This is a genomic window from Arthrobacter sp. TWP1-1 (assembly GCF_049897845.1).
GTDB lineage: Bacteria > Actinomycetota > Actinomycetes > Actinomycetales > Micrococcaceae > Specibacter.
Window position 1 is genome coordinate 69,970 of the sequence record NZ_JAFCXC010000003.1, and the last position, 24,505, is coordinate 94,474.

The 24,505-nt window shown below is 60.7% G+C and carries 31 protein-coding genes; 14 read left to right on the forward strand and 17 right to left on the reverse strand.

The window, feature by feature from the left end; genetic code table 11:
- Positions 1 to 19: 19 nt before the first annotated feature.
- The 5 genes from ACP7B9_RS06690 to ACP7B9_RS06710 form a co-directional block, all read right to left on the reverse strand.
- Positions 20 to 730, reverse strand: a complete 711-nt coding sequence (locus ACP7B9_RS06690; RefSeq protein ID WP_425861895.1) for a DUF4386 domain-containing protein — start codon at positions 728 to 730, stop codon at positions 20 to 22.
- 134 nt (positions 731 to 864) lie between these two features.
- Positions 865 to 1,692, reverse strand: coding sequence for an alpha/beta fold hydrolase (locus ACP7B9_RS06695; RefSeq protein ID WP_425861897.1), 828 nt, complete (start codon positions 1,690 to 1,692; stop codon positions 865 to 867).
- Positions 1,689 to 1,871 (reverse strand): hypothetical protein, encoded by a 183-nt coding sequence (locus ACP7B9_RS06700; RefSeq protein ID WP_425861899.1) that lies wholly within the window; start codon positions 1,869 to 1,871, stop codon positions 1,689 to 1,691. The genes ACP7B9_RS06695 and ACP7B9_RS06700 overlap by 4 nt, the downstream gene beginning before the upstream one ends.
- Complete coding sequence (locus ACP7B9_RS06705) at positions 1,862 to 2,299, reverse strand: hypothetical protein (RefSeq protein ID WP_425861901.1); 438 nt, start codon at positions 2,297 to 2,299, stop codon at positions 1,862 to 1,864. Before ACP7B9_RS06705 ends, ACP7B9_RS06700 begins: the two co-directional genes overlap by 10 nt.
- Positions 2,296 to 3,009, reverse strand: a complete 714-nt coding sequence (locus ACP7B9_RS06710; protein WP_425861903.1) for a DUF4386 domain-containing protein — start codon at positions 3,007 to 3,009, stop codon at positions 2,296 to 2,298. Before ACP7B9_RS06710 ends, ACP7B9_RS06705 begins: the two co-directional genes overlap by 4 nt.
- Between ACP7B9_RS06710 and ACP7B9_RS06715 the strand changes: the two genes are divergently transcribed.
- Positions 2,981 to 3,124 (forward strand): hypothetical protein, encoded by a 144-nt coding sequence (locus tag ACP7B9_RS06715; RefSeq protein WP_425861904.1) that lies wholly within the window; start codon positions 2,981 to 2,983, stop codon positions 3,122 to 3,124. The two genes, ACP7B9_RS06710 and ACP7B9_RS06715, sit on opposite strands and share 29 nt — an antisense overlap.
- A 35-nt stretch (positions 3,125 to 3,159) precedes the next feature.
- Here ACP7B9_RS06715 and ACP7B9_RS06720 read toward each other — a convergent pair whose 3' ends face one another.
- A complete protein-coding gene (locus ACP7B9_RS06720) occupies positions 3,160 to 3,879 on the reverse strand; it encodes a DUF4389 domain-containing protein (protein ID WP_425861906.1) in 720 nt (239 codons plus the stop codon).
- A 201-nt stretch (positions 3,880 to 4,080) separates the two neighbouring features.
- On the opposite strand from ACP7B9_RS06720, the gene ACP7B9_RS06725 reads away from it, so the two are divergent.
- Positions 4,081 to 4,425, forward strand: a complete 345-nt coding sequence (locus tag ACP7B9_RS06725) for a helix-turn-helix transcriptional regulator (protein WP_425861908.1) — start codon at positions 4,081 to 4,083, stop codon at positions 4,423 to 4,425.
- 48 nt (positions 4,426 to 4,473) lie between these two features.
- On the opposite strand, the gene ACP7B9_RS06730 is transcribed toward ACP7B9_RS06725, so the two are convergent.
- On the reverse strand, positions 4,474 to 4,734 hold the full coding sequence (locus ACP7B9_RS06730) for a hypothetical protein (RefSeq protein WP_425861909.1): 261 nt from the start codon (positions 4,732 to 4,734) through the stop codon (positions 4,474 to 4,476).
- Positions 4,735 to 4,796: 62 nt separating this feature from the next.
- Positions 4,797 to 5,726: an NAD(P)/FAD-dependent oxidoreductase gene (locus ACP7B9_RS06735; RefSeq protein WP_425861911.1), complete on the reverse strand. Its 930-nt coding sequence runs from the start codon at positions 5,724 to 5,726 to the stop codon at positions 4,797 to 4,799.
- Positions 5,727 to 5,803: 77 nt separating this feature from the next.
- Here ACP7B9_RS06735 and ACP7B9_RS06740 point away from each other — a divergent pair, with 77 nt between their 5' ends.
- Positions 5,804 to 6,403 carry a helix-turn-helix domain-containing protein gene (locus ACP7B9_RS06740; RefSeq protein WP_425861912.1) on the forward strand — a complete coding sequence of 200 codons (600 nt, stop codon included), beginning with the start codon at positions 5,804 to 5,806 and terminating at the stop codon, positions 6,401 to 6,403.
- A gap of 71 nt (positions 6,404 to 6,474) precedes the next feature.
- On the opposite strand, the gene ACP7B9_RS06745 is transcribed toward ACP7B9_RS06740, so the two are convergent.
- The 3 genes from ACP7B9_RS06745 to ACP7B9_RS06755 form a co-directional block, all read right to left on the reverse strand.
- A complete protein-coding gene (locus ACP7B9_RS06745) occupies positions 6,475 to 7,347 on the reverse strand; it encodes an SDR family oxidoreductase (RefSeq protein ID WP_425861914.1) in 873 nt (290 codons plus the stop codon).
- A gap of 36 nt (positions 7,348 to 7,383) precedes the next feature.
- On the reverse strand, positions 7,384 to 8,301 hold the full coding sequence (locus ACP7B9_RS06750; RefSeq protein WP_425861916.1) for a DUF4389 domain-containing protein: 918 nt from the start codon (positions 8,299 to 8,301) through the stop codon (positions 7,384 to 7,386).
- 69 nt (positions 8,302 to 8,370) lie between these two features.
- The gene (locus ACP7B9_RS06755) at positions 8,371 to 9,417 is read right to left on the reverse strand and encodes an NAD(P)-dependent alcohol dehydrogenase (protein WP_425861918.1); all 1,047 of its coding nucleotides are present in this window, start codon (positions 9,415 to 9,417) and stop codon (positions 8,371 to 8,373) included.
- A gap of 99 nt (positions 9,418 to 9,516) precedes the next feature.
- On the opposite strand from ACP7B9_RS06755, the gene ACP7B9_RS06760 reads away from it, so the two are divergent.
- The 8 genes from ACP7B9_RS06760 to ACP7B9_RS06795 all read left to right on the forward strand — a co-directional run bounded on the left by ACP7B9_RS06760 (position 9,517) and on the right by ACP7B9_RS06795 (position 16,905).
- The gene (locus ACP7B9_RS06760) at positions 9,517 to 10,227 is read left to right on the forward strand and encodes a TetR/AcrR family transcriptional regulator (protein ID WP_425861919.1); all 711 of its coding nucleotides are present in this window, start codon (positions 9,517 to 9,519) and stop codon (positions 10,225 to 10,227) included.
- A gap of 451 nt (positions 10,228 to 10,678) precedes the next feature.
- Positions 10,679 to 11,320, forward strand: coding sequence for an ABC transporter permease (locus ACP7B9_RS06765; protein ID WP_425861920.1), 642 nt, complete (start codon positions 10,679 to 10,681; stop codon positions 11,318 to 11,320).
- Between the two features lie 103 nt (positions 11,321 to 11,423).
- Positions 11,424 to 12,587, forward strand: a complete 1,164-nt coding sequence (locus tag ACP7B9_RS06770; protein WP_425861921.1) for an ATP-binding cassette domain-containing protein — start codon at positions 11,424 to 11,426, stop codon at positions 12,585 to 12,587.
- Between the two features lie 86 nt (positions 12,588 to 12,673).
- Positions 12,674 to 13,414 (forward strand): ABC transporter permease, encoded by a 741-nt coding sequence (locus ACP7B9_RS06775; protein WP_425862564.1) that lies wholly within the window; start codon positions 12,674 to 12,676, stop codon positions 13,412 to 13,414.
- Positions 13,415 to 14,437, forward strand: a complete 1,023-nt coding sequence (locus ACP7B9_RS06780) for a glycine betaine ABC transporter substrate-binding protein (protein WP_425861923.1) — start codon at positions 13,415 to 13,417, stop codon at positions 14,435 to 14,437.
- A 181-nt stretch (positions 14,438 to 14,618) separates the two neighbouring features.
- A complete protein-coding gene (locus tag ACP7B9_RS06785) occupies positions 14,619 to 15,224 on the forward strand; it encodes a helix-turn-helix domain-containing protein (protein ID WP_425861924.1) in 606 nt (201 codons plus the stop codon).
- Between the two features lie 60 nt (positions 15,225 to 15,284).
- Complete coding sequence (locus tag ACP7B9_RS06790; protein ID WP_425861926.1) at positions 15,285 to 16,187, forward strand: EamA family transporter; 903 nt, start codon at positions 15,285 to 15,287, stop codon at positions 16,185 to 16,187.
- A gap of 148 nt (positions 16,188 to 16,335) precedes the next feature.
- The gene (locus tag ACP7B9_RS06795; protein WP_425861928.1) at positions 16,336 to 16,905 is read left to right on the forward strand and encodes a hypothetical protein; all 570 of its coding nucleotides are present in this window, start codon (positions 16,336 to 16,338) and stop codon (positions 16,903 to 16,905) included.
- Positions 16,906 to 16,949: 44 nt separating this feature from the next.
- Here the strand turns inward: ACP7B9_RS06795 and ACP7B9_RS06800 are convergent, their stop codons facing one another.
- Complete coding sequence (locus ACP7B9_RS06800; RefSeq protein ID WP_425861930.1) at positions 16,950 to 17,747, reverse strand: dioxygenase; 798 nt, start codon at positions 17,745 to 17,747, stop codon at positions 16,950 to 16,952.
- Positions 17,748 to 18,007: 260 nt separating this feature from the next.
- Here ACP7B9_RS06800 and ACP7B9_RS06805 point away from each other — a divergent pair, with 260 nt between their 5' ends.
- Positions 18,008 to 19,435 carry a LamG domain-containing protein gene (locus ACP7B9_RS06805; protein ID WP_425861931.1) on the forward strand — a complete coding sequence of 476 codons (1,428 nt, stop codon included), beginning with the start codon at positions 18,008 to 18,010 and terminating at the stop codon, positions 19,433 to 19,435.
- 125 nt (positions 19,436 to 19,560) lie between these two features.
- Here ACP7B9_RS06805 and ACP7B9_RS06810 read toward each other — a convergent pair whose 3' ends face one another.
- On the reverse strand, positions 19,561 to 21,138 hold the full coding sequence (locus ACP7B9_RS06810; RefSeq protein ID WP_425861933.1) for an alkaline phosphatase D family protein: 1,578 nt from the start codon (positions 21,136 to 21,138) through the stop codon (positions 19,561 to 19,563).
- Positions 21,139 to 21,322: 184 nt separating this feature from the next.
- Between ACP7B9_RS06810 and ACP7B9_RS06815 the strand changes: the two genes are divergently transcribed.
- On the forward strand, positions 21,323 to 22,288 hold the full coding sequence (locus tag ACP7B9_RS06815; protein ID WP_425861934.1) for an acyl-CoA thioesterase: 966 nt from the start codon (positions 21,323 to 21,325) through the stop codon (positions 22,286 to 22,288).
- A 61-nt stretch (positions 22,289 to 22,349) separates the two neighbouring features.
- On the opposite strand, the gene ACP7B9_RS06820 is transcribed toward ACP7B9_RS06815, so the two are convergent.
- Positions 22,350 to 22,691, reverse strand: coding sequence for a cupin domain-containing protein (locus ACP7B9_RS06820; RefSeq protein WP_425861936.1), 342 nt, complete (start codon positions 22,689 to 22,691; stop codon positions 22,350 to 22,352).
- A gap of 11 nt (positions 22,692 to 22,702) precedes the next feature.
- Positions 22,703 to 23,029, reverse strand: a complete 327-nt coding sequence (locus tag ACP7B9_RS06825; protein WP_425861938.1) for a TetR/AcrR family transcriptional regulator — start codon at positions 23,027 to 23,029, stop codon at positions 22,703 to 22,705.
- Between the two features lie 71 nt (positions 23,030 to 23,100).
- Here ACP7B9_RS06825 and ACP7B9_RS06830 point away from each other — a divergent pair, with 71 nt between their 5' ends.
- Positions 23,101 to 23,394: a DUF4287 domain-containing protein gene (locus tag ACP7B9_RS06830; RefSeq protein ID WP_425861940.1), complete on the forward strand. Its 294-nt coding sequence runs from the start codon at positions 23,101 to 23,103 to the stop codon at positions 23,392 to 23,394.
- Between the two features lie 15 nt (positions 23,395 to 23,409).
- On the opposite strand, the gene ACP7B9_RS06835 is transcribed toward ACP7B9_RS06830, so the two are convergent.
- Positions 23,410 to 23,886 carry a GNAT family N-acetyltransferase gene (locus ACP7B9_RS06835; protein WP_425861941.1) on the reverse strand — a complete coding sequence of 159 codons (477 nt, stop codon included), beginning with the start codon at positions 23,884 to 23,886 and terminating at the stop codon, positions 23,410 to 23,412.
- A 262-nt stretch (positions 23,887 to 24,148) separates the two neighbouring features.
- Complete coding sequence (locus tag ACP7B9_RS06840) at positions 24,149 to 24,499, reverse strand: Rv0909 family putative TA system antitoxin (RefSeq protein ID WP_425861943.1); 351 nt, start codon at positions 24,497 to 24,499, stop codon at positions 24,149 to 24,151.
- Positions 24,500 to 24,505 lie beyond the last annotated feature (6 nt).

Genomic DNA, 24,505 nt, shown 5'->3' on the forward strand with positions numbered 1-24,505 from the left:
GAATCACAGGCCGAGCGACTCAGGGTGGGACGGAAACTTGGGCGTTCTGCGTAGGTACCTTCACGCCCCTGAGCAGCAGGTACAAGACCATCCAAACCTCGGCCAACGTCGTCGGAATGGCCACGAACGGGGTGAGTATCGTGCCAACCTCCGGCCAAAGGAACGCGAATGGCAGGTGGGCCAGGTAGGTGAAGCATGCGATCATCAGCAACACGCCCAGCGCCTTGGGGAACATGCCTGAGGTGAACGCGAGGTAGCCCATCGGCAGCAGCCACAGCCCAAAGAAGACCTGCGCGATAAGGAACCCTGAGTGCTGCAGGTCCATCAGGAGCAGGACCAGAGCATTTGCCCCGCTTGGGCCGAATGCAGCCGCATAAGAGGAGTCGGTGGCCAGGCTCAGTGCCGCAAGATACGGTGCCAGGTTCAGACACTGGATGGCGGCGCTAACTGCAGCGAAAACTACGATTGCCCGGGCGACATTCTTGTTGACTTGCTGGAACAGCAGGCACAAGGCCATAGCGACCAGCAGCATGCAGGCAGATTGTGTCAGGTCTGCCAGAAACCCGAGTCGGAACAGACCTTCGTTGGCGGCAATGTTTTGGGCGGTGGAGGTAGCATCTCCGGCTACGTACACCTTGGGACGTACGAATCCGACGGCGAAGCCTGACAGGATGGAGACGGCGAGATAAAGAATCCCCGCAATTCTTGCCAAACGTTGGGGCGTTTTCATGGTTGCTTCCTTTCAATACGGACAGGAAAAGGCTTCGAGACCGTATCCACGCGCATCAAGTGGTGCTTTATATCAACGGAACCTTGCCACAAGTCCTGGATGGAGCCCGACACCTAACAGTCAGTGGTCAGTGGTCAGGCAATTGTTCCGAGGAATCGAATGATGGCTGCCGAAGTGAGTTCCGGTTGCTGTGACTGCGGGTAGTGGCCGGCGTCCTCGATCATCACGGTGGTCCCGCCCAGGGTCCGGCTAATCCAGTCGGCCTCACCCTTCGGGTCTGAGAAGTCGGGGTCTTTGTCGCCCATGACAACGAGCGTGGGCGAGGTAACGTCAGACAGGCATGTGCCTGCCCGCCTATGATCTGTCCGGGTGGTCAGGCTGAATGCTCGTGTGTAGCCGGGGCGCTTGATGGACGCAATTATGGCGGCCAGGTAGTCAGCGAAGTCCGTGGGTCGGTTGCCAGCGTACAGTTTCGGGATGTAGGCCTTCCACGCTGCTGCAGCCCATGGGCGCGCCATGAGCAGGCGCAGGAACAGCCGGGAGAACGCCGTGCTGGAGGCAGGCTGCCGGACGAATGGTCCAATGAGGACGAGACCGTCGACAAGGTCCGGGGTCTCAGCCGCAACGATTACGGCGGCGCCGGCGCCCATTGAGTTGCCGACGATGACGGCCGGGGCTCCCAGCTTGCGCAGTAGCAGGGTTATGTCTGCAGCCGTCTCGACATCCCCGTAATCAGCGAACGAGGGATCACTGTCGCCGTGCCCCCGTAAATCGACGGCGGCGACCGCGTAGCCTGCGCTCACGAGCGCGGGTGTGAGAAACCGGTAGGCAGCCCGGAGGTCACCCATTCCGGGAACGAGAAGCAAGAGGGGTCCCGTGCCTTGGATGTCGTACGCGATCATTCCGCCGGGGACGGCCAGATGCTGCGTCGTGGGACCGTTGCTGGTTCTGCCGATGTTCACGGGATGGGCTCCTGAGCTACTCGGCCACCTTTGACTAGGGCTACCCACACAGCGGCGAAGGCCAAAACCTTGGCAATATCGACGAGACGCTGAACCTCGCCACTTGGGGTATCACCGACGTCGACCGTTGCGTGAGCTTGGTCGGAACTCACGGCCTCGATGCCGGACATCAGTGCCACCGGTCACCCTGCGCCATGGCGTATCGCTGCCACACGTACCCCCACGGAACGACAGCCAGAATAATGACGACCAGTGAACAGTTGAAGATCACAGCGTTGGTGGCGTTGTCGACGTCGCCGGCGAGGATAGCCGGCAGGGCCACTACTGAGAGCCAGATGATCTTCCAGATGCACTCGAACAGCAGGATGGGCAGCAACCGAACAGGGTAACGCAACCCTAGGAACGCCAGCAGGGACATGGCCGTGAGTAGGCAGGTGACCACGCCTTCGAACAGCGGCAAGGAGCTGGCATGGAGGAGCAGGGGCCACTTGACGATGACTAGGCCCACGCCCATAAAGAGGTAGCCGACACGCATCAGGTTCATGCGAAAAAGCGATAGTTCTGGCGTGGCAAAGGCCACGGATGGCGTGGCGGTCCGGGTTTTCACGGCTGGACCGTTCGGTGGGTGTCGGGGCGGCCGGGGCGGACTGGCTCGCCGTCGTCTGTCAGCGGTGTGGCCTTGAACCCTCTAGCGATCAGCCAGATGCCGAGGGAGAGTTCGAACACGGCGACGGGCAGCGCGGCAAGGGCGGCGATCGGTGACACTTGGCCGTATGCGCCGAAGAAGACCGCGATGTCAGAGGCCAGCAGCAGCGGGGCCCCAATGAAGGCGATGATCGGTAAGATCCGGGGCACCAGAGCGGATCGATACAGCACGTAGCCCAAGAACATGTCACATGCTACTGGCATCAGGCTTTGCGAGAGCAGGAACGTCCACTTGTAGCTTGTGACCAGGCTGTAGCTCATCGTGACCAACGAGGCCGAGTCCGTGCCCGCCGTTCCGGCCACATCGTTTCTCAGCGTGATGATCGAGAGCAGGCTGACGACGCCGACAAAGATGAGACAAGTTTCCACGAGTCGGGCTGCCACGAACCCCAAGGCGGCGGTTTGGCTGATCCGCTTGGCCACCGGGTACAGCACCACGGCGGTGCCGATTCCGGCAAGGCCGACGACGACCTCGGACAGGGCACCCCACTGCACCCCGGTGGTGCTGCCGGCGCCAAGAACGAAGGCGCCTGCATCATCCTTCACCGACTTGTACAGCGCGAGGGTGGGGATGGAGACAAATGTGAGCACGTACAGCACGCCGGCGGTCAAGGAAATCCTTCTCATTGGCGGCATTCGGCGTCTCGAGCTTGAAGGGCTGAGGGGCGGGGTGGCGTGCGTGTTGGTGGCCATGGTGTTCTCCTTCGAAGTTGGCTTGGCCGGTTGATAGTAGTCCGGTGCGACTGCGTGTGCGGGAAAATCTCAGCTTGCTGGCAGCGGATCCGGCCCGGGCATGGTGTGTGCGTCCGCGGAGCTTGGTACGTCGTGGCCGCCCAGGTCGAGTCGGAGCGGCGGGTATTGGTCGGACATCAGTGCCGCGTAGGTGCTGACGCGGAACACCCACCTGTTCAAGCCCATGATGAGGTCGAATAAGCCGCGGGGGTAGAAGCCAGCAAACAGTAAGATGATTCCGGCGATGCAGACCAGCAGACCAATGAGGCCACTACCGTAGGCCCAGGTATTACTATCACTCATCTGGCTGTAACCGGCGAAAGCAGCGCCGGTGAACACACCGGTGATCAGGTAGTGCGGCAGCACAAGCAGCCACCACTTAACCAACACGAGCCCGCGTGAGAGCGACTGTGGATGCTCCATGGACAGCCGTGCTGGGTAATTTGGATCGTCGGCCAGACTGAACGGCGGATAACTGTCGGTGCCCAAGGCATTGTAGGAGTAGTAGCCGACCCGCCAGGTCCAGCGCAGCACGCCTACGTTGAAGTCAAAGATCGCCCGCGGGTAGCGGCCCGTGACCAAGATCGTGAAGAACGCGACCACCGACATCACAAGGAACGCGATCCATAGGAAGAACAGTACGATGACGTGCGGGATGACCAACAGCCACTTGACGAGCCAAAGCCAACGGCTCAGATGAGGAGAATAATCGCCGTCGAGAACGAGGGGGTAAGGGGTCTGTCGCTCCATGATGAATCCTTCCATGCGCCATGACGCCAGCCACTTCGCGTGGTTGACGCCGGCGTCTCAAATGCGGTTGGTGTCTCCAATCCGCTCAGATCCGCGACGCATGTCGACGGTGAAGTCACCTAGCCGACACGAGAAACGGTATTCTGTCACATAAGACATGTCAATGAAAACATGTCCTGAATATCAGATAGAATTGATGACATGACTGAATGGGGTTTCCTGACGAATCACTTGCATGCGCTCTACTGCGTAGCGAGCCACCCCGGAATCAGGATCCGTGAGATCGCCGAACGTGTGGGAGTCCAGGAACGGGCTGCACATCGAATTGTGGCGGACCTGGTCGAGGGCGGCTATCTAACCCGCAGCCGGGTAGGCAGTCGCAATTTCTACGAGCTGCATCCGAATCAACCGCTACGCCGTGAAGGGCTGGACGAGGTCGCCGTCGGTGAAATTCTTGACGTACTCCTCAGGTCGGAGGCGAAGCGCCCCACCACCCCCAACGCCGGCGTCGGAGCACCACGCGAAGTCAACACCAGCACCCGCTAAGGAAAGCCAGCCGCTCGACGCCCTTGCGTAACCGATCGCGGGCAGCGGCTATTTGACGGCGGTGCCGGTGAGAAGCAGGCCCCGCAGGCGGTGCAAGTGCGGCATGATGCCGTAGATGACGATCGGGACCGCGACAGTGGCCAGGACAAAGGTACGCAGCACGGGGTGAAGGGTTCCGAGCCATTCTCCGAAGGTCAGATTGATCAGGGTCAGTGTGGGGAACACTGCTAGCCAGATCATGAGAGCCAGCTGATGTTTGTTCGGCGGTGCAGCCTGTGCGGGGCGGGGATCGATGGATAGCTTGGACATGTTTACTCCTTGAGTAAGACTGAACTGTTCGTGCCGGAAAGCAGTGTCAAAGCATGTTGCCTTTAGGAGCCCATGCTTAATACGTGGACGGCGCTTCGGACATCCTGGTCGACCAAGTCAGCGTTGATGGCCATAGCTGTAGCCGAACCTTCGCCAGCCGCTGTAATTACCTGGGCTCGGGGATTAGCCACATTGCCGGCTACCCATACCCCGGATACGGTGGTCTGTCCGGTGTCGTCCTTCAGCGCCCAACCGGCTTCGTCCAGCTCGCAGCCCAAACGAGCCAGGAGTTCGCTATTGGGCACGAAACGCGGCGGTACGAACAATGCATCACGCAGGACAATGCTGCCGTCGTCAATTTCGACCCCGCGCAGGCGATCATCTTCGACGATGACTCTACTGACGCTCCCTTCGACAATCCCGATCGAACGAGCTGCCAGCTCCGAGCGCTGAAGCGTCGTTAAGAATCCGGCTGGTGCGAACAACACGACATCCTCGGCCCACTGACGGACAATTTGTGCGTATCGAACCGTGTCGGGTGATCCACCGAGCACACCCAGTTTCCGGCCACGGACTTCGTAGCCGTGGCAGTAGGGGCAGTGCAAAACATCACGGGCCCACCTTTCAGCAAGGCCGAGGATATCAGGAAGTTCATCACGTAGCCCGCTGGCAACAAGGATGCGCCCGGCGGAAATCCTCCGACCACCCGCCAGCACCACCCAAAATCCTGACCCGCCGGACGGCAGAAGGTCCTTGACTTCGCCTTCGAGGAACTCGCCCCCATAGGCTTTCACTTCAGCTCGGCCCAAAGCCAGCAATTCAGCGGGCGGCAAGCCGTCCCGGGACAGGAAACCGTGCAAATGCGCAGCAGGCGCGTTTCTTGGTTCCCCGGCATCCACAACTAGAACCTTGCGGCGTGCCCGTACCAGCAGCAACGCCGCCGACAACCCTGCGGCTCCGCCGCCTACTATCACTACTTCATAATCGCTCATGCCCTCAAGGTTCTCCGGAAATCCTCGGACCGACAACAAACGTTGCTGATTCCGGGAAACGGGCATTGGATGAGCATATGGACAACGACACAAACACCGCCATCCGGTCGGCCCTCGATCAGGTCGGAGTACGGCTAAGGCGGCTGCGAATGCAACGTAACCTGACTCTGACCAGCCTCGCCGAAGCAACAGGAATCTCGAAAAGCACCTTGTCGCGCTTGGAAGGCGGGCAGCGCCGCCCGAGCCTGGAACTTCTCCTACCCTTGGCGCAGGCATTCCGTATTCCGCTCGAGGAGTTGGTCGGCGCCCCGGAAGTCGGCGATCCCCGGCTCAGACTCAAGCCCCGCAATGCCAGTGGGCGCACAGTGATACCCCTAACCCGACAGCCCGGCGGGATGAAGGCGTGGAAAATCATCATCCCCGTCACCAAGAACACACCGATCCGCAATTCCCACGATGGCTACGAATGGCTGTATGTCCTCTCGGGTCGCCTGCGACTGATTCTCGGGGATCATGACCTGATTCTCGGACCAGGGGAAGTGGCCGAATTCGACACCCATGTTCCCCACTGGTTCGGCAGCGATGGCCAGCAGCCAGGTGAGATCTTGAGCGTATTCGGAGAACAAGGCGAGCGAATGCATATCCGTGCCAAAGCAAATAGGGAACGACCCGGCTAAGTACCTCAGCGAAGTCCACAACAATCAGCAGACCAGGCGAGTCACGCCGTCGTACTTCAGCCACATATGGTTCAGGTGGATGCGGGCAGTCCAACCAGACCGGCGCTCACCTGCCAGAATCGGATGGCCACGGCGATGTCGTAACTTTGTGCTGACGATCGCCTGACCCGGCCATTGGCAAAGAAGCGGCCCGTGACCTGTTCCAGTTCTGGTGCCGACGCCACATGGATGGATGTGGCGGCCCCTTTTGCAGGGGTTTTCATGAGCGGGCGTACGAAGGGAACAAAAATGCGCTGGATGGTGCCGGGGTCTCCGGCCCCAAACCCCGTGTTGACCACGCCCGGATGGAGGGTGTTCGCCGTAACGCCGCTGCCTTGCAGCCGCCTGGCCAGCTCGTAGCTGAACAAGATGTTTGCGAATTTCGATTGGTTGTAGGCTCGTGATCCGGAATATTTCTGCTCGCCTTGGAGGTCATCGAAATCGATCCGCCCCACTGCCTGCACGTTGGAAGATACAGTGACCACGCGTGCCGGGGCACTCGCCTTGAGCCGTTCCAGGAGCAGGTTCGTGAGCAGGAACGGTGCCAGGTAATTCACGGCGAAGGTGCGCTCCAGCCCGTCGGCGGTAAGGTGCCGAGAGTCCCAGTAACCGCCCACATTGTTGACAAGCACATCGAGCCGGGGATATTTCCCTAGGACCTCCCCGGCCAGGCGCCGTACCTCGGCCTGCGAGGACATGTCGGCCAGGAAGGTGTCCACGGGCCCGCCTCCGGCCGCACGTATTTCACGGGCCGCCTCCCCCAGCCGTCCCGCATCCCGCCCGGTGATGGCGACGTGCGCGCCCATTTTTGCCAGCCCGACGGCGGTGGCCTTGCCAATGCCCCCGGTTGCGCCGGTGACTAGCACCGTTTTGCCGACCATCTGCCGTGTGCGTAATTGATTCATGTCCATGCTCCTCGGGTTGTCACTGTGGGGCCGCGGCTAGGCGATCTGTGCTTCCAGGCTTCTGGCAGGCGGGTCCAGTGGCCCCTGATCCAGCCGGAAGGGCGGGTACTTGTCCGTCAGCAGCGCCACATAGCTGAAGGTGCGCAACGTCCAGCGATTCAGGCCCATGAGCAGGTTGAACAAGCCCATCCGATAGACCCCGGTAAAGAGCAGGATGACGGCGGCGACCAGGACCAGCACGCCCACCAATGAAATCCCCGATGCCGACGACGACGCCCCGACGCCCCCGGACAGGGCGGAGACAACCAGCAGCTGGGGCAGGGCGAAGAGCCATGACTTTACGAGCACCTTCCAGTGGGAAAGATGCTCATGATAAGCCACATCAAATTCGGCCGGGTAGGCAGTCCGGGCCAGGGTGAACGGCGGGTACTGGTCGGTGCCCAGCACCCCGTAGGCATAGAAAGAAACCCGCCAGTTCCAGCGCAATACACCGACGGCAAACTGGAACAACGGCGCCGGATAGCGTCCCGTGAACAAGATGGCCACCCCGGCGGCAAGTGTCACCACGAGGAAGGCAACCCACAGGACCGCGAGAATGACGTAATGCGGAATCGCGAGGAACCACTTGACGAGCCACTTCCACCGGGAGAGTTCCGGATCAAGCTGCCCGCTCAACTGTGCGGGCATGAACGCCGCGCTGCTTCCCAGGCCTGCTGCAAGCGATGCGCCAGGTGTGATGGAACGGCCGAGCCCGGTGGCACCCAGCAGAATCATGGCTGCGCCGAGTGCCATGCCGGCCACTGCCCACTGCAGCGGCAGCGACGTTCCCAGCGCACCCACCGAGGCTGTGCCCAGAACGACGCCGGCAATGAGCGCAAACAGGTGCGCCGCTGGCATACGACCCGCGGGCGGGGATGCCTTGGATGGGGCCTCAAACGGTATTGATGGTGACATGGTTCTCTTCTTTCTTGACGTGGTGAATGGGTAGTTGCATGTTTGAACGGCCTTGCGGCCGGAATTGCTTTACTGCTGCGCGGACACGGTGATGACAACCTTTCCGCGCACCCGCCCTGCTTCGAGGTAGCGCATGGCCTCAGCGGCCTGCGCCAGCGAGAACGTCCTGTCCACGCTCGGCATGACCTTGCCGGCATCGATCAGTTCAGTGATCTGATCAAGGTCGGCGGCACGCTCCCTGGCAGCGAACATCCTCAGCCGCTGGGACACGAATGGAGAGAGGACAACTGCCCCCAGCTGCCGGCCCATGCCGGTAAGGTTGCCGCCGTATTCCCCACCACCGACGACGGCGGTCCCGGTGGCCGTGAGTGCGCTGCGGAGCCGGGACAGCGAGGGGTTCCCGGCAAAGTCCAAAATGAGGTCGTACTGGCGGCTGCCGTCCGCAAAGTCGTCGCGGGTGTAATCAATGACCTGCCCGGCACCCAGTGAGCGCACAAAATCCATTTTTGACGTGGTGCACACACCTGTGACGTCCGCCCCAAACGCCACGGCCAGTTGGACGGCGTAGCTGCCCACCCCGCCGGAGGCCCCGGTGATCAAAACCTTGGCGCCGGATTGAACCCGTCCGACGTCACGCAGGGCCTGCAACGCTGTGACCGCCGAAACGGGGACGGCCGCAGCCTGTTCAAAGGACAGCCCTGCCGGTTTCAGGGCCAACTTACTCTCGCGGGCCGTGGCGTACTCGGCGAACGAACCGTTGCCAAAGCCGAACACTTCCTGCCCCACCTTGAATCGGGTGACAGCACTGCCAACCGCTGCCACCGTCCCGGCAAGATCCAGGCCGGACACCGGATTGCGCGGCCTGCGAAGACCTAGGAACAGCCGGGCCACATAGGGCCGTCCGGCCATCAAGTGCCAAGTTCCCCTGTCCAGGCCTGCCGCGTGGACGCGCACCAGCACTTCGTTGTCCTTGACCGGAGGCAGGCTGATCCGGGCCAGTTGCAGGACGCTTGCATCACCGTAGCGGTCCCGGACAATGGCCGACATCAAGTCGGCGTCAGGGGTGCCCGGCTGGGTATTCCCGGCCTGGACTTTGTGGTTTCTGGTGCTTGCCATGATTTCTTTCCTTTGCTTGTTGGTGTTCCCAGCAAGCCCCCGCCTTACTTAGTAAGAAAGCGTATCGTACAGTGTACGAAAATGCGATAGTCTTGGGCCATGACAGCCGGAGAAATTATTGGGGCAACCCAGGACCGTGTTCCGTTGAGCCGCGAACGCGTGCTGCAGTGCGCCGTCGACCTCGCCGATGAGGCCGGGATTGGGGCGCTGACAATGCGGTCACTCGCCGGAACCTTGGGTGTCAAACCCATGTCCCTCTACTACTACGTGGCCAACAAGGTCGAGATTCTCGATGCCATCATCGACATGGTCTTCAGCGAGGTGGAACTGCCATCGACCAAGGGTGACTGGCAAATCGAGATGCGCAGTCGAGCCGATGCCCTCCGCCAAGCCCTGCGCCGCCACCCCTGGGCCATCGGGTTACTGGAGTCGCGGAGCACACCGGGACCTGCAACCCTCCGTCACCATGATGCGACCCTTGGCGTTTTGCGGAACGCAGGGTTTTCGGTAGTACTAACGGCGCACGCCTACGCCCTCCTTGACAGCTACATCTACGGCTTTGCCCTTCAGGAGGCGGCGCTGCCCTTCACCGGTCCGGACACGGCAGCGGCGATCACCGAACCCATCGTTGAGCTGTTCTCCGCTGGCGACTACCCCCACCTTGTCGAGATTGCTGCCGAGCATGTACTCAAGCCCGGCTATGACTTCGGCGACGAATTCGACATTGGCCTGAACGTCATTCTGGAAGCCCTTGCCCGGTGGCTTCCGAAGTCCGGCAATGGCCAGAAGGCCACGCCCGACCTGCGGTGACGGCGGCACGATGCTGCCTGGACCGGCATTCGGTCCCGTCGATGTCGGCGTTCGAGCATCCATGGCTCATGGCGGAACGCAATTAGCCTTCTCTCTCGACGGGATTGACGGCGCAAATAGGCCCGGAAAATGAACCTCGATAGTCCGCGAAGACGACGTCAGAAGCGAGCAAGACAGCCCTCCGCGAGCGGCCTCGTAGAACAGAAGAGGCGCTCAAGACGGTACAGTCAGTTAAGTCGTGTGGTGGCACACGCGAACGAAGTGAACGAATAACTTCGTCAAAATGCCACACATTCAAGAGATGCACTCGCGGAATGCGAGCCAATTTCCCATGGAAATCACGCGTTAAATCCGTATCGGATCATCGTCGCGTGCGTACAGCATCCCCGCGAATATGCGATCGAGTAATCATCATCGTTCGTTCCGGAAAAATTTAAGAAGAAAGGCAGTTGTGACGGATTTCGTCTCAGAAAGACTCGGCCAAATCTTCTTTGCCGCATGGCAGCATTTCAGCCTGGTCATCCAGTGCCTCGTGCTCGCCACCCTACTATCACTTGCTATCGGCTCGCTGATCTACCGGAGAAAATCCCTGGTAGCCGCCGCCAATTCCGTCTCAGCCATCGGCCTCACCCTGCCGTCGTTCGCGCTCATCGGCCTCCTTGTGGTGCCGTTCGGCTTCGGCGTCACTCAGGCAGTGATCGTTACATCCTTCTACGCGGCACTGCCAATCCTGCGCAACACTGTTGTTGGCCTCTCCGCCATCAAGCCCACGGTGGTGGAGTCCGCGAGGGGCATCGGTATGACCAGAATGGGCACCCTGCTGCAGGTGGAACTTCCCATGGCTTGGCCCGTCATTCTGGCTGGCATCCGTGTCTCTGCACAAATGATCATGGGTATCGCCGCGATCACAGCATATGCGCTCGGCCCAGGGCTCGGAGGCTTTATCTTCTCCGGACTTTCCCGGCTAGGCGGCGCAAATTCGTTGGAATCCGTGGTGACCGGCGTCGTCGGGATCATTATTCTCGCCCTCCTGCTCGATCTCCTCCTTGTCGGCGTCGGCCGACTGACAATCCCCCGAGGTATCCGTGTCTGAAGCAACTAACAATCTCCAAGCACCACACGCAGCCGGTGTCAGCGGCGCGTCAATCCTTCTCGACCGGGTCACAAAGCGGTACCCAGGCCAGAAAAAACCGGCAGTGGACGGTCTCACGATGGAGATCCCCATGGGCAAGATCGTGATGTTCGTCGGCCCGTCGGGCTGCGGCAAGACGACGACCCTGAAGATGATCAACAGGCTCATCGAACCAAGCGAGGGCCGCATCGTCATCAACGGGGACGACGTGACAAACATGAACGGCGACCGGCTCCGCCGCAAGATCGGCTATGTGATCCAGGCCGGCGGCCTCTTCCCGCACAAGACCGTCGCCGCGAACATCGGCATTGTCCCGAAGATGCTCGGCTGGGACGCCAAACGCATAGCTGCCCGCGTCGATGAGCTGCTCGAGCTCGTCTCGCTCGACCCGGGCGTGTACCGCAATCGCTTCCCAAAGGAACTCTCCGGTGGGCAACAACAGCGTGTCGGGGTCGCTCGAGCTCTCGCCGCTGACCCTCCCGTGCTCCTCATGGATGAACCGTTCGGCGCCGTCGACCCCATCACTAGGCAGCGACTGCAGGATGAGCTCCTGCATATTCAGGCCGAAGTGCAGAAAACGATCGTTTGCGTCACCCACGACTTCGATGAGGCAGTGAAACTCGGAGACTGGATCGCCATCTTCAATGAGGGCGCCCAGCTCGTGCAGTATGACACCCCCGAACGGATCCTCGCGAACCCCGCCAACGAGTTCGTTGAGAACTTCATTGGCGCCGGCGCCGGCCTGAAGCAGCTGACGCTAACTCGGGTCGGCGATGTTGCTCTCGCGGAAGCCACTGTGGCACACCCAGGGGACGACGCGGCAGCTGTCCTCGCTCGCATCACCGCAGCAGGTCACGGGCATGCCATCATCGTCGACGATCGCCAGCGTCCGATCCAGCGGCTCTCACGTCGGCAGCTCGGACGTCTAACGACGGTGACGACGACGCCGGACCCCAAGTTGCCCGTTGTCAGCAGCAAGGCGACGCTCAACGATGCTCTCGACACAATGCTCGTCTCCAGCGCCGGCGCTGCTCTCGTCACAGGCAGGCGTGAGGTTTTCATGGGTGTCATCGACGTTACGACCATCATGGAGGCGATCACGGCAGCACACGAATCGGCTGCAGGAGAGTCGAGCGACGCACCAATCGGTATCAACACGAGTTCCATCCCCGTTCAAGCACCAGACGCCGCCCCAGCAGAAGTACCCGACGACGAGGTGTCACAGTGACGCCACCTGACCGCGAAATACTGGGCACAGACGCTCTCGACACCGATGCACTCGAATCCGAAGGTACCGGTGACGTCGCGGGAACCATCGACGCGCCAACGGGCTGGCAATCATGGCGCGCACTCGTCATCCAACTCATCGCGATTCTCGTGATTCTCGTCGCCCTTGTCATCTGGCTCCAGCTGGCACCACTCACGGCGACCGAGCTCACCACTCTCGCTCCCGCCGCACTCTGGGGCTATACACTCCAACACCTCCAGCTGACCCTCCTGGCTGCGGTCATCGTCCTAGGCATCGCCGTTCCGCTCGGCGTACTGCTGACCCGAAACCGGTTCCGGTTGCTCAACGGCCCGGTTCTCGCCCTCGCCAACATCGGTCAGGCCGCACCGTCCATTGGGTTGCTCGTGCTCCTCGCGTTCTGGCTCGGTTTTGGATTCTGGCCGGCCGTCATCGCCCTCGTGCTCTATGGCGTCCTGCCGGTATTGAGAAACACCATGGTTGGCTTGCAACACGTCGATCAAAGACTTGTCGAGGCTGGCCGCGGCATGGGCATGACAGCTACCGCGGTGCTCTTCAAGGTTGAACTTCCTTTGGCTGTGCCGATCATGCTCGCCGGCATCCGAACCGCCTTGGTTCTTCTGGTCGGCACGGCGGCGCTGGCAGCATTCGTCAACGGTGGTGGCCTGGGGATCCTCATCACCACGGGCGTCCAGCTGAACCTCCCCACGGTTCTCATTACCGGCTCGCTTCTCGTGGCGCTGCTCGCTCTCCTCGTCGACTGGGCCGGCAGGGTCGTCGAACACCTGTGCCGACCGAAAGGACTCTAAATGCGCGCCACAACTTGCACGTCCCCATCGCGGCTGGCCCGCATAACGGGCACTGCCACCGCCGTACTCACCTCCGTTGCGCTGTTGTCCGGCTGTGGGCTTGCCCCGGCCACCTCCTACATTCCGGCCGCTGGGCCGGGAACCATCGAAGCGATCCCCGGCGCCGAGGGGGTCGAGGTGACGGTCACCGGACGCAATAACACCGAAGGCCTCATCCTCGGCAAGATGGCTGTACTTGCCGCCAATGCCGCCGGATTCGAGGCCAACGACCTCACCAATGTTCCAGGCAGCCAGCCCACCCGTTCACTCATGCTCGCCGGCAATGCCGACGTCATCTGGGAGTACACCGGAACGGCCTGGCTGAGCTTCATGGGCCACACTGAAGGCATCCCCGACCAGAATGCCCAATGGCAGGCCGTGCACGATGAAGACCTCAGCAACGGACTCACCTGGGGCGCCAAGGCACCGCTCAACAACACCTATGCGATCGCTGTCACCAACGAGACAGCGGCCAAGTTCGGGCTCAGCACTCTCTCCGACATTAAGAAGGTGCCCGCGGCAGAGCGGACGTTCTGCGTAGAACCCGAGTTCAACTCCCGCCCAGACGGCTTCGCCCCGATGCTCGCGCACTATGGCATCGAGCGAGGAACTGCCGAGGGTGTTCCAGAAGCGAACATCGGCCTCTATGACGTCGGAGCTGTGTACAGCGCCACGGATTCCGGCGACTGCACCTTCGGTGAGGTGTTCGCCACCGACGGCAGGATCGATGCGCTCGGCCTGACTGTGCTGGCCGACGACCAGCAGTTCTTCCCCGCATACAACGTTGCCCCGGTGTTCAATTCAGAGATGCTCGTGCAATTCCCGGAGCTCGAAGAAATCTTCGAGCCACTTTCACCCCTTCTCACCGACGACGTCATGCGTGCCCTGAACCTTCAGGTCGACGTTGACGGGCGAGATCCTGCCGACGTCGCCTTCGATTGGATGGTCGAGAAGGGCTTCATCACCGCAGGGGCAGCCCTGTAGCTGGAGACCAAGAAGTTGCAGCCTGAAATCCAGCCAGCCGGACTGATAAAAACCGCTCAAGCACTGGGATGCCTCCTTGTGGTTGAGCGGTTTTTTTGTTGATCGGTGCAACTAGCGCGAAGCTCACCGCCGCGACCGCCAAAATAACCCATTTCCCTAATAGTGCACTATGCTGCCCTATATGGATATTGCTGCAGAGGCCTTGGCGCGCGTCATCGGCGCCCGGGTAAAGACGGAACGCAAGGGCCGGGACTGGACGCTCGACCAGCTCGCGGAGGCAGCGGGAGTCAGCCGCCGCATGGTGGTGAACGTGGAGCAGGGTTTGGTGAACCCGAGCGTCGGCACACTGTTGCGGTTGTCCGATGCCTTGGGCGTGGGCCTCCCCTCGCTAGTCGAGCCCCCAGCCCCGCGGCTGGCGAAGGTGACCCGCAAGGGTCAAGGCGCTGTACTCTGGCGCGGTGAACACGGCGGCCAAGGCGTGCTGGTGGCAGGCACGGAACTGCCCGACGTCGTCGAGCTTTGGGATTGGACCCTGGCTTCGCAGGAGCGGCATGAGAGCGAGGCCCACTCGGCCGGCACGCGAGAGCTCCTGCACGTTCAGGAAGGCCGGATTACCGTTGAAGTTGATGGCTCCGCCCACGATCTCGGCCCCGGCGATGCCCTCACATTCCACGGCGACACTGCTCACGCCTATGAGAACCCGAATAGCGACCCGGCCCGGTTCACCCTGACGGTTTTTGAGCCCGGAGTTGGCACAGCACGTAAAACGGAGAACCCCGATGCTTGAGATATCAACCCCCAATGGGCCAGGTACCCAGGTCCGGACGACGAGAAGGAAGCTCGCATCATGATTTCCCAACGCACGACGGCAGGAATCCCGCCATGGTCGCTGGCGATCGCCGCGATGCTGCTGATCCAGCTATCGAACGCCCTCTCGGTCACAGTGATCGCGGAAGTTGGACCTGCAGGGACAGCCTGGCTCAGAATGTGCTTCGGCACGGTGTTTCTCTGGCTCATCTCTAGGCCGCAGCTTCGGTCAATCCGCCGGAAGGACATTCCAACGCTGCTGATACTTGGTCTCGTCACCGGCTTCATGACCACCTTCTTCCTCGCGGCCATCGAGCGCATCCCGCTGGGCACCGCCGTGGCGATTGAGTTCCTCGGCCCGCTGGCGGTGGCGGCGATTACCAGCAAGAAGCGCGGTTCACTCATCTGGCCGTTGCTGGCCTTGGCAGGAGTGGTCCTGCTGACCGAGCCTTGGCACGGAGAGATCGACCTGATCGGCGTTGGCTTTGCGCTGGCCGCTGGCGCCTGCTGGGGCTTGTACAACGTATTCACGCAACTCGTCGGCGATCGTTTCTCAGGCATCAGCGGCCTCTCTCTGACCATCCCCATCGCCGCGGTGTTCACCACAATCGTGGGACTCCCCCAAGTCGCCACCGGGAACGTCAACTGGCAGGTGCTGCTCCTCGCCGCGGGAATTGCACTCATCACGCCCGTCATCTCGTTCGGGCTGGAGATGCTCGCCCTCCGCCGCATGGCCCACGCCGCCTTCGGTACGCTGCTCGCCGTCGAACCTGCCTTCGGGGTAATTATTGGGCTGCTCGTACTGAGCCAGTCCCCCTCGATATTGCAGATTGCGGGCATCGCGCTCGTCATTCTTGCTGGCGCGGCCGCACAGCGAAGTGGCAGTCGGACTCCGAAGCTAGACCTTGTCGACGGCGGTCATCCCGCCAAAGAGACCATCTAACCTCTTCCCCAAAAACGGAACAACGCCGTCGTCGAGCGTGCACTCTTGGCACGTCTTGGCGTCACGTTTCAACTCAAATCCACCTCCGGGATAGGCTGTCCCGGGGTCCGGACGAGCATCCCTTCAAACAGAAAGAGGGGAAAATTCCTTGGATCCATTAAGTGGCCTAAACAGCGAGCAGCTCCACATCTTGCCTTGGGCAGTGGCCGGAGTCTTCGCACTAGGCGCCGGACTCCTGCGCCGAAACAAGTTTCACTGGACGGCTTTTTATTCGGTGCTACTTTTCGCGGCCATCAACGTGGGTGTTGGGTTCTACATCCTGAAGCATTTCCGTGAATCCCGCTGGTCCACAGGAGCACAACCTCCCCTGATCGCTCCATCGTTGTCCGAGACCCCCATAGTGGGGCAGTACATGGGCTCACTTGACACGGCTCTGAACGGACTAGTTGGCGGGATGAACGACTTCCGGGCATTCCAACAGGTTCTCCCCGTTGCGACGGACTTCTTCGCCGCATCCGGTTGGGCCCTACTAATAGCGTTCCCACTGGCCATTATCGCCGCAGTCATCAGTTTCATACTGGCTCGGCGCCGAACAGCTCTCTTCGACAAATACCGGGTCACAGTTGACCAACTCAAGGACGAGCTCGTGCAGGTCAAACAGCAAATAGCTTCTTTAACGTCCACCGAACTTGACCTCTCGAGCGCACAAGAACGTTGAGCGGCAAGCCCGGACTGACGACGTGTTTAGGACTGACGAGCTATTTAAGTCAGTGACCAGGAGCGCTTGGAGAGCCCGAACCAGAAGCCGTCAATGGCAGTCTTGGCCTCAATGCCACCCGAAGCGTACGCAGCACCAAGTGCCACATAGAGCGGGGCCCAGTGCTCCGAGCGCGGGTGCGCCTCACGTGCGGCAGGGGCCTTGTGCATGAAGTCCAGAATTGAATCCACGTCTCCGCGAGCCATGGCTTCCTCGGCCCAATGGTCGAATTCACTCGATGCCGACGGGGGTGCCGTGTCCGGCCCGGCGGCAGGGTTGAACCACCGCAAGTTATGGGTGGTGAATCCGGATCCCACGATCATGGTGCCACGCTCACGCAACGGTGCCAGCGATTGTCCGAGTGCAAAAAGGCCCTGCGGATCCAAGGTCGGCATGGACATCTGAACCACCGGGACATCGGCTTCAGGGAACATTTCCTTCAATGGGACATAGGCGCCATGGTCCAAGCCACGGGACTCGTCGCGCTCCACATGGTGACCGTGCGTGCCAGCCAATCGGGCTACCTCGTCGGCAAGATCGGGTGCCATCGGTGCGTCGTAACGCACGTCGTAGTAATGCTGCGGGAATCCCCAGAAGTCGTAGACAAGTTCCTGCTTGTTGCGGGTGGCACTCAACGTAACAGGCGCATTTTCCCAATGTGCAGAGATCATGAGGATGTCCTTGGGCTTTTCCATGGTTCCTGACCACGCGGCCAACTCGGCAGTCCAGGTGGCGTCATCGGCAAGTGGCGGAGCGCCATGGGAGAGAAAGAGGACTGGTGGGAGGGCAGCTGCAGTAGTCATGAAGCAAGCATACCCCCGAAATAGTTGATACTTCAAGTAAATTGTGAAATTTCCTTGACCGTCTTTAACAGTGCGGGACCGGCCTGGGCGCCACAACCTTGTCCTTTCATCGGCAGAAGCCCGAGAGTATCCTGAGAATCTGCGGCCACCCCTGCGGGCTGGCACCGGCATTGGTCTCCCATAAGTGCCCGATTCCTCGTGCACCCCTCAGTCAGGATCCAATTCTCGGATCCTCTTCATCGAGAAGATAAGGCACCGTTATGGGAGTCCTTGAGGCCACGGTCCCGCTCAGCCCGAAATCCACCCCGCATCCGTTTGCCCGCTGCCGGTCGCGAACCATCGCGGCGATCATCATCAGTGTTCTGATCGGAACACTCGGAGCTTGCGGCTCCTCTGACAAATTGGAGGCAGCCAACGCTTGGTCACTGACGAAACCTGAAGCCTCGGCGGGCGGCGTGACCCTTTCCCTCGAAGACGGAGCCCGCTGGACAAGCGAGGGGTTGACGCTGGACGGCACGAACTTCGCCACAACCCAAGATCCCGGCCCCCTTGCCACGGATTCAAGTTTCACGGTGAGCGCCTGGGTTCGTCCGGCAGGGCAGCCCGAACAGTACGCCACAGTCCTAAGCCAGTCCGGAGATGTCGCCGGCGCCTTCTTCTTGGGAGTCGCCGAAGGGTTTTGGTCACTCTCAGTCAAGCCTGCTGACGGCAATGGGGACGACTTCGTGACCAACCGTGACCGGGCGACGAAAGTCGAGGTGGAGCCCGATATTTGGGTGCATCTGGCCGGAGTCTACGATTCGGCCGGCGGACGGGCCTTGTTCTATCTCAACGGCTACCCGACAAGCGCCAATGGTGTCGCTACGGACCCCTTGTTTCCAGCGAAAGGTCCCATGTTGTTCGGCAGCGGCCAGGCGAATCGACAACTTTCCGGCTTCTTCAAGGGCACAGTTGCCGATGTGCGAACATGGCCTCGTGCCCTCAGCGCCGAAGAGGTAACGGCCGCGTCCCTGAGCGCCACGCCTGATGGTGCCACTCTCACCAGGCCTGCGCTGTCGGCGGAGTTTGTCTGCCCGGACTCGCACGGCGGTGTCTGCTTGGGAGCCCTGAATAAGGGAAGTTACTCGACGACGTCCTTCGAACCGACGTTGTCCTACACCGTCCAAGAAGGCTGGAACAACGGGGAGGATCTGCCCGGACACGTGCTGTTTACCCACATCAGCGACTCGCCAGATGGCGCCTGGGGCGGCAGTTACATCGGCGTGTACCAAAATGTCCAAGCGTCGTCGCTGTGCTCCGAAGAAGCACAGCCGGGGGTTGGCACAAGCGCCGCGGAACTTGCGGCTTGGTATCGCACGGTGCCGGGACTTGAAATAGTCGCGGACTCCCCCGCTATGGTCGGCGGCTTGCCCGGCATCATGCTCGACTTCCGAGTAAGTGACAACTGGAAGAGTCCATGCCCGCTCGGTGGCGTCATTGATGCGATTCCGATCATCATCGGCGGCGGCGTCTCTGATCTCCATCACGTCATGGGCGCCCCCTTGGAAATGCGCCTCTTCTTACTCGATTGGAAGGGCGGAAACGTTGCAATAGAAATTACAGCAGTACTCGAACAGCACAGCCTGACGGACTATCTCGAGAAAATCGGAGCCAGTGCAGTCGTCAAAACCTTCACGTTCGAACCCTGACCGACTCGTGGCTCCAATGAAGAGTCAAGCCTGGGCAGTCAAGGATGCAGCGCCAAGCCTGGATGGTCTGACCGCACAGGAGACCGGAAGGCCATGATTCGGCCCTCCAGTCTCGGGTATAGCTTCTACTGCGCTTGAAGCCCGCGAATTCCGTCCTGGATGACGAAGGACGCCTTCGTGCTGACGGGAGCTCCCGGCGTCGTGACGTAATCAAGTGTCCGGAAGTCTGCCGTGAGCGCATCCTTGGTGATCTTGGTGTTCACGTAGCCGCGGTTGTCGTTGTAGAACTTCAGGTGGGGGTTCCAAGCCATGACCGGATCCGCGGTGGATCCTGTGCCGTCGCCGGTGGACGTGATCGAGGTACAGACCAGTTCCGAGCCGACCACCGGTGACGCCGGATCTCTGTAATCCACCTTGACGTCATTGGCCCAGTTGCGGTGCACATCACCGGTAAGGACGACGGCGTTGCGAACGTTCGCGTCCACCCATCCCTGAGTGATGCGGCGGCGGGAGGAAGCATAGCCGTCCCAGCCGTCCATGGAGACGTCATCGATCTCCGGCGCCACGTTCCGGTCTTTCTCGGCGAAAAACACCTGCTGGCCCAGAATGTCCCAGCGCTGCGTGGAGTTCTTGAAGCCCTCCAGCAGCCACTTTTCCTGCTCGGCTCCGGTGATGGTGCGGTCCTCGGCCAGGCGCTCGGTGACGTTCTTTTTCCAGCCGTCTCCGGCCAGCTGATCGTCGCGGTACTGCCGGGTATCCATCATGTGGAAGTTGGCCAACTGGCCCCACTGGATGGTGCGGTAGATCTTCATATCGAACCCGGCCGGCACCGATGAAGCGCGGAGCGGCATGTTCTCGTAGTAGGCCTGGAAAGCAGCGGCCCGGCGCAGCCGGAAATGTTCCGCGGTGTCATTAAGCTGCTTCGGATCTTGATTTTCGGGAATTTCATCCGCCCAGTTATTGTCCACCTCATGGTCATCCCAGACCACCAACCACGGTGCGATTGCGTGAGCAGCCTGCAGATCAGAATCGGACTTGTACTGCGCGTGACGCTGCCGGTAACCCTGCAGCAGGCTGGTCTCGGGGCCCTGGTGGTCGCGCGTCTTGCCGCTATTGATCACGTTCTTGGACTCATACATGTAGTCACCCAGGTGCAGTACCAAGTCCGGGTGGTCCTGGGCCAGCCGCGAGTACGCGGTGAAATAGCCGTGCTCGTAGTTTGCGCAGCTGGCGAATGCCATGGCCAATGACGACGGCGTCTCATGCAGGGCCGGACTGGTGAGGGTGCGGCCAACCGCACTGACGTGACGGCCGGTGCGGAAACGGTAGTAGTACTCGCGGCCTGGACGCAGCCCACGCAGCTCCACATGGACGGAATGCGCGGTTTCGATCCGCGCCTGCTCAACTCCGCGAGCAACGACGGTGCGCATGTTCGCATCTTCGGCAACTTCCCAGGCGACCGCTACGTTCCGTGAGGGCATGCCGCCCAGGCCATCCTCGGCCACCGGATCCAACGCGAGGCGGGTCCAAATCACGAAACCGTCCGGCCACGGCTCACCGGAAGCGATACCTAGGAGGAAGGGGTCGGTGCGGATGCCGGCGTCGTCAGCCACTGAGGTGGCAAAGGCCGCCCCCGGGACAGCGACAACGAGGCCGACACCGAGGCCGGCGGACAGTACTGATCTGCGTGAAATGTTATCCATGACAGAAAATTTAGTAAGAGCAGTTTAACAAGTTCCGCGGATGTTATGAATGGACGATTAACTGTGCAGCAACATTCACATCGATCCTTATTGGCCCGATCTAAGGAAACTGAATGTGACGCGGGAAACCTCGGATGAGACTTTCAAGAGAGAGGACGGCCCGCGAGCTAAATAGAATTTAGTCATGAGTGAGACCATCGCCAATTCCGTGACCCTTCGATTCCTTGCTGCCCCCACCGACGTCGGGCACAGCGGCTCCGTGGATGCCGGCACCGTGCTCGAGTGGGTGGATAAGGCAGCCTACGCGGCCGCCGTCGGCTGGGCCAAGTCATATTGCGTGACGGCCTATGTAGGTAACATCCACTTTGCGGACCCAGTCAACAGTGGCGACATGGTGGAAGTTGAGGCGACAGTTGTCTACACAGGACGGTCGTCGATGCACATTCGCACCGTGGTGTCCTCGGGTGATCCAAGGGGCGGCATCCCCACGATGCGCAGTCAGTGCATCGTTATTTTCGTCGCCGTGGGTGCGGACGGCAAGCCCACGGCAGTGACACCGTTTGAGCCGAGAACAAACCAAGAAATTCATCAGCGCGACGTTGCCCTGGCTCGGATCAAGGTCCGGGAGGAAATCGTGGACGCCATGAAAGCCCAGGAATATACCGATTCCGGAACAGCCGAGCGTGTCGTCCTAAGATTCCTTGCGGCACCCACAGACGTGAATTGGGGCGGGAAGGTTCACGGCGGGATTGTCATGAAGTGGATCGACGAGGCCGCCTATTTGTGCGCCACCCGGTACTGCGGGAACGACACCGTGGCGGTATTCTCCGGCGGCGTCCGATTCTACCGCCCGTTGCTGATCGGCCACGTTGTCGAAGTCGAGGCACGGTTGGTCTACACCGGGACGAAGGGCATGCACATCGCCGTGCATGTCCGTTCGGGAGATCCCAAAAGCGGCGAGATGAACCTGACCACCTACTGCCTGACCGTCATGGTGACACGAGACGACGCCGGCAACTCGGTTCCGGTTCCAGCCTGGGTTCCCGTAACCGAGGAGGACAAGCGCCTGCACGCCCATGCCCGGGATCTGCTTGAGATTCGTGGCCGGATACCCGAGAACAGGCTCCCAAACCACTTGTTGCAACGCTAAACGTCCGACGACGTAGTGCAAGGCAGCTGGGTACGTTTCGCCCTAAAGATCGGGATGTTGCTCAGGCTTCCAGGTTCTCCTGATGGAATCGGGGCGATGCGTGGATGCACATCATGCGGAGCCTGCCACTACCCGCCGCACGGAATTGGTGCGGTGTCCCGGCCTCAACCACCAGGATGTCGCCGACAACGGCGGGGTGAGCCTCGCCGTCGGCCCTTACGATGGCTTCGCCTTCGAGAACAACCCAAGTCTCGCTATAGGGATGACGGTGCAGGCCGGGTCCCTGCCCCGGGTCATTGTCCACGAGGAAAAACGAGACACCGGATCCGTACCCCTCGCCTTCGAACTTGATGGTGCGGCCGGCGCCGAGCATCAGCTCGCTTCCCTTGACCTTCGTCAACATGGTGCTACTCCTTATTTTCGGGGCGGTATGCCGCAATGAAGGTCCTCACACCAAAGTCGATGAAATGCGTCAACTCGTCGTCGCTGAAGTGGGCACTGGAGCCGCCGAACATCACGCGATTGCTGGGGACCAACGGCCGTATGCGCATCCGCCGCCGAACGCATCTGGTCAGTCAGCCCCACGAACGGGTCATGGATACTATCGCAAACATCCGTAATGAGGGCCGTGAAGAGGCCTTCCTTGCCAGCAAAGTACTTGTAGATCGTCCGCTTGGAAATTGACGAAGCGGCCGCTATCTGAGCCGTACTAGTACCAACATAACCATCACTAAGGAACACTGCCAGCTATAGTTCCGTCTAGGAGAAGCCGCGCCGGGCGGCCAACAGCAGACTCAATGGGAGCAACGACAATGTCATTTCAGGCCTATCTTGACACCATCGAGAACAAAACCGGGCTCACCCCACGGGAACTTCTCACACTCGCCCATGACCGTGGGCTGGACAAAGAACCGGTCAAAGCCGGCGCCATCATCGACTGGCTCAAGGATGATTACGGACTAGGCCGCGGGCACGCGATGGCGATTGTCCACATCGTCAAAAATGGCCCAAGCATCAGCGAAAAACACGTTGGCAGCGATGGCACACACCGCGACGAGTCGACGGAGCTGTGGTTAGACGGAAAGAAGAACCGGCCTGCGCCCTAGAGGCGCGTCAAGCGATTAGGCGGGCATGCCGCCGTCGACCTTTAACTCCATGAAGACACTGTAAGGATCAAGAATATAGTCGGCGAAGGGCTCGCATTCGGCGAACCCATGCCGGCCATACAGGCGCCTTGCCGGCGCGAAGAATTCGTCACTTCCAGTCTCGAGATAGAGCTTCCGGTAGCCACGACCCCGCGCTTCGGCCAGGATTTGCCCAAGCAGTGATGCGGCAATTCCCCGCCCTCGAGCCGCCGGCACCGTTCGCATGGACTTAATCTCGCCTTGATCGGCACCGAGGTGCTTCAAGGCACCGCAACCGAGAAGCACGCCGCCCTCACGAACGGTCCAGAACGCAATCTCGGACTTCTTCAGGGCCGCATGATCCAGCGCATGAACACTTTCTGCGGGCGATGTGGCCCGCATGTCCGCCAAATGCTCATCCAGCAATTGCTGTACATCGGCACTGTCCGGGTCATCGAGTTGAATGGAAATCATGGCATCAAATCTACCAAAGTTGGCCCCCTGCTCCAGCTGAACGAGGCTGGGTAGTTCATTGCCGTCAGGGTTGCCTGCAGGGCGCCAATCGTACGCACTTAAAGACGCCGGTCGGGTCACCCCGAGGGAGTGACCCGACCGCGAAACTAGTCCTCTACGGACAGTTCTTTTAGTCCCGTTGGAAACCTACCGGAATGAATCTCATGGTGCGGCTGGGTTTCCAATTGCACTAGTAATTTTCCGCCAACTGGCGGAAGTGAGATCAGAATTGTTCCTGATCGTCTTCCTGCTGGCCGTTCTCCTGCTGGAAGCCCTGGCGCTCAGACTGGCCGCTCTCCTGCTGGCCGTTCTCCTGCTGGAAGCCCTGGCGCTCAGACTGGCCGCTCTCCTGCTGGCCGTTCTCCTGCTGGAAGCCCTGGCTGTCAGACTGACCGTTGTCCTGCTCGCCACCGAACGCACCGCTGGCTGCATCGCGACCCTGGTTGATCTGGTCTTCGAACCGGCCGCCAGTCAGGCCGTTGGCCGCCTCGCCTGCTTTGTTCAGAGCATCATCTTTCAGATTCTGGCCGTCGTTGCTGTTCAAGAAGTCTTTGCCCATATCTTCAAGTCCCACGGTATC